This window comes from Fulvivirga sp. M361 (assembly GCF_007097395.1).
Taxonomy (GTDB): domain Bacteria; phylum Bacteroidota; class Bacteroidia; order Cytophagales; family Cyclobacteriaceae; genus Fulvivirga.
In genome coordinates this window covers 1-4,001 of sequence record NZ_VKDC01000078.1, presented here as the reverse complement: position 1 = coordinate 4,001, position 4,001 = coordinate 1, and the positions used below count along the sequence as shown (strand labels likewise).

General features: G+C 31.7%; 3 protein-coding genes. All 3 read left to right on the top strand.

The window, feature by feature from the left end; translation table 11 throughout:
* Nucleotides 1–10 precede the first annotated feature (10 nt).
* The 3 genes from FNH22_RS33030 (at nt 11) to drt3b (ending at nt 3,524) form a co-directional block, all read left to right on the top strand.
* Nucleotides 11–172 carry a T9SS type A sorting domain-containing protein gene (locus FNH22_RS33030; protein ID WP_370513212.1) on the top strand — a complete coding sequence of 54 codons (162 nt, stop codon included), beginning with the start codon at nt 11–13 and terminating at the stop codon, nt 170–172.
* Nucleotides 173–399: 227 nt separating this feature from the next.
* A complete protein-coding gene (gene drt3a, locus FNH22_RS31505; protein WP_143402520.1) occupies nt 400–1,575 on the top strand; it encodes an antiviral reverse transcriptase Drt3a in 1,176 nt (391 codons plus the stop codon).
* The gene (gene drt3b, locus FNH22_RS31500) at nt 1,572–3,524 is read left to right on the top strand and encodes an antiviral reverse transcriptase Drt3b (RefSeq protein ID WP_143402519.1); all 1,953 of its coding nucleotides are present in this window, start codon (nt 1,572–1,574) and stop codon (nt 3,522–3,524) included. The genes drt3a and drt3b overlap by 4 nt, the downstream gene beginning before the upstream one ends.
* The last annotated feature ends 477 nt before the right edge of the window (nt 3,525–4,001 follow it).

Here is a 4,001-nt window from a genome sequence, read left to right as displayed (position 1 = left end):
AGAGGAAGTAGTGATCAACATCACCAATTTAGAAGGCACTGTAGTATACGAAACTACAGCAAAAGGTTACTCATCTACGCTGGCACTTGATGGTAATGTGAAAGCAGGAGTATATATGGCTCAAATTAGTGTAGGAAACGTTCAAAAGACTAAGCGGATAGTGATCCGATAAAGATAAGGTTGATTTTGTGGAGAAGGAGGTAAAAGCCTGGTCGCGTTAGCGGTCAGGTTTTTTTGTTTCGACTTATGGCTATTTTAGTGATTTGATAACGCTATGGTCGTTATTGTCCAATTGTGTTTCATGCTGAGAGAGGCTGTACAACTAAAGCCACTAGCTGGCGCTTCAGATTGTAAAAGAGCCAAATTTTTGCCGATGCTTGTTAAGAAATTAAGAATATTATGAACCAAAATTATTCAAGTCAACAATTGATTAAACTTTGCAAACCGCGCGAGTGGGATGATTATGGCTTGAGTATGGAGGAACTTATCTACCAGATTGATGACAACTTTTCCAAGGTTGTTAATGGTTCATTCTTATTTGACATTAAGCAAGTTGGAGATTATTACTTGACACATGAATTGCCTCAGAAGTTGATAATTAGAAAACTAAATGAGAATATAAAAAGGCTTTATAAAGATAAACAAGCTAACAGAAGAGTAATAATAAAACAAGTAAGGACACTATTGGCTGAAAATGGTCCAATGTGGATACTTAGGACTGACATTGAAAAGTTTTATGAAAGCATAAACAGAGAAAGGCTTCTTTTAAAACTGCGTAATGATTCAATGTTATCATTTCATTCGCAAAACCTATTGGATAAACTTTTCCAAAATTCAAGTTTAATAGGTAGTACTGGATTGCCCCGAGGTTTAAATATTAGCGCTACGTTATCGGAATTGTACATGCGAAATTTCGATAAGTGGGTCAGGAGAAGTAATGGTGTCTATTTTTACGCAAGATTTGTCGATGACATCATTATATTCAGCAATAGTGAAAAAGTAATTAATGATTTAAACAGAAATATCAATCGAAACTTGGAAAAAGGTCTTAATAAGAAATTAGTAAAAACAGGTGTTTACAGGGGGGATAATATTAAAGTTAATAAACCGCTTGAATATTTAGGTTATCAATTTACCACTGAAACCATAAAAAATAAGAAAACATTAACCATATCAATTGCAAATAAAAAGATTAAGAAGATTAAATCACGTATTACACTCTCTCTTCTAGATTTTATTAAAAACGAGAACTTCGCTTTACTCGAAAACAGAATAAAATTTCTAACAGGAAATTTTAGCGTTAGAAAAAATTCAGAAGGTAATGATTTAAAAGCGGGCATTTATTACAACTATTCCCACATTACAAACTTTGACATATTCGATGATTTAAATCTGTATTTGAGAAAAACCTTATACAGTAAATATGGGAGTTTTGGTTTAAAATTATCATCAAAGCTAAATAATTCGCAAAGGCAAATACTTGCAAGCTATTCGTTTAAACATGGTTATTTTAAAAAGGTATTTTGCCCTTTTAGCGTAGAGGAAATACTTGATATTAAAGATTGCTGGAGGTGAGTAAAGTAAAAATTAATAAGGACGATAGGAACAGGGTATTATTAACTGAGTTACTACCCTACGAAGTACCTATGTTATTCTCAAATGATGGTTTGTATTCAATCATCACCAGCGGTAAATTTGAGAGATTTGAAAAGAAAATTAAATCATTAAAGAATAGTGGTGCTTATGGCATCCCTTTCAATTTTGAGGTTCGCAAATCAGTATTAGGGGATACAAGAATTTTAAGTGTTATTCATCCATTAAGCCAATTGGCATTTATTGACTTTTATTCCAAATATGATGCTGTTTTACTTCATCTGTGCTCGAAAAGCCCTTTTTCATTAAGGAAACCTGCCAATATTGCAAAATATTGTTATACACCTGATATGGTTTTTGAAGAAGATGAGCATAAAAATCAAGAGGTTGAAGTAATACCTGATATATTGGACAAAGAAACACGTCTATTAAAATCATATTTTACATATGAGCCAATTGACTTGATTTACAAGTTTTATGAACGTAATGAATACCAAAGGTTAGAACAAAGATTTAACTTATTATTAGAATTCGATATAAGTAAATGCTTTTACAACATTTATACCCACTCTGTAACGTGGGCTGTTAAAGATAAAGAAAGTGCCAAACGAAATTCGAGAAAGGAATCATTTGAAAATACATTCGATAAGATAATGCAATTAGCAAATTATAATGAAACTAATGGCATTGTAGTTGGGCCAGAAGTCTCTAGAATATTTGCAGAAGTTATTTTACAGCAGATAGATTTAAATGTACTTTCAGTTCTTAAAAAGGAAGGATTAAAACACGGAGTTGATTTTGAAATCAGAAGATATGTTGATGATTTCTTTGTATTTTCAAATGATGAAGAATACTTGAATCTCATTCAAAAAACATATAAAAAGGAGCTTGAAGAATATAAGCTTTATACAAATGAATCAAAAACGGATAAAAAAACAACTCCATTTATTACCAATATTGCTGTCGGTAAAAGAGAGCTAAAACACCTCTTAGATACATTATTTAATTCGCTTGTAACAACTGAAGAATCAAATACTACTAATGATGAAGTCGAAAAAATAAGGAAAATTGAAAAAATAAGATCTCCTTATGCTTTATCAAAGAACTTTATTAAAGACTTTCAATGTAAAGTACAAAGGAATAACCTAACATACGATGTATTAAGTACAGACATCGTACGGTACATTAAACAGAAGATTGTAAAGTTGTTCAAGGATAAAGATCTTGAAAAGCCTAAAGATGTTATTGAGAATTATTTATTGCTGGCTCTTGATATTTCTTTCTATGCATATTCATTAAATATTACATCGAGTGCGACATTTAAACTAGCCCAAATGATTGTACTCATTTGTAAATTTCTTGACAGTAAAGACGAAGATTTAAGACAAAATATTTTTTCGAAAATATTTAGAGAAGCTGATTTTGTAATGACAATCTTCCAAAGGAAATCCAAGAAGAATGAAACTAATATTGAAACTCTCAATCTTTTAATCGCACTTAAAAAACTTGATGATGCTTACATTTTAAGTGAAAAGAAAATCCGAGAGTTGTTTAATCTTAACAAAAAGAGCGACTATAAGAGAATAAATTACTTTCATATAATTACGTTATTATATTATTTCGGTGACAATTCAGAGTTTAATAAAATGCGTAATGAGATATCTGAACAGATAATTACAAAATTTGAAAATGAATTTGACCCATTTACGAAATCTGAGTTAACCTTATTGTTTTTTGATACCATTAACTGTCCGTTTGTTGGATTGGATACGAAAAAAAAATTAATGAGGACATCAAAGTATGCAAAAGGTGGTAAGGAGGAAGATGAAATCAAAGAAATAATGAAACAAAAAACTTGGTTTATGGATTGGGACACAGAAATTGATTTAGAAAGAGTCTTAAAGAAAAAGGAATGGGGCTCTTCATATTAGAAAATATAAGGATTGGTGTGAACAGTCGAAAATCAACTGGTTCTAGCAAGGTTGATGACAATACATTATATCGGATTTTTCAGTATACGTGGAAAATAGATATGAATGAGTCCTTACAAATCAATTATTTTCAGACTTGTGCTGTTAGGTTGACTAAAAGGACATCACACACGATAACTGGGAACATCAATCCTTTCCCTTCACACTGGTCATAAGATACCCCCTAATGCATATAGCGATAGCGCCATGCGTGCTGGTTTAAGCATAGGATTTTTAATCCGGGTGAATTACCTTAATAGATTCGTATTTATCCCTTCGGTCAATCTATTCTTTAGTCTCAACGGCCCTCAAAAAGTATCCCTTCGGTGTTGGGCGTGTATTTAATTATGATTATTTTCTTATAGGCAGTAATTCATGTAACTGGTTGATCTTATACTCAGGGATTTTTCTCAGGGTTTGGGTAAGCCACTCTAATGG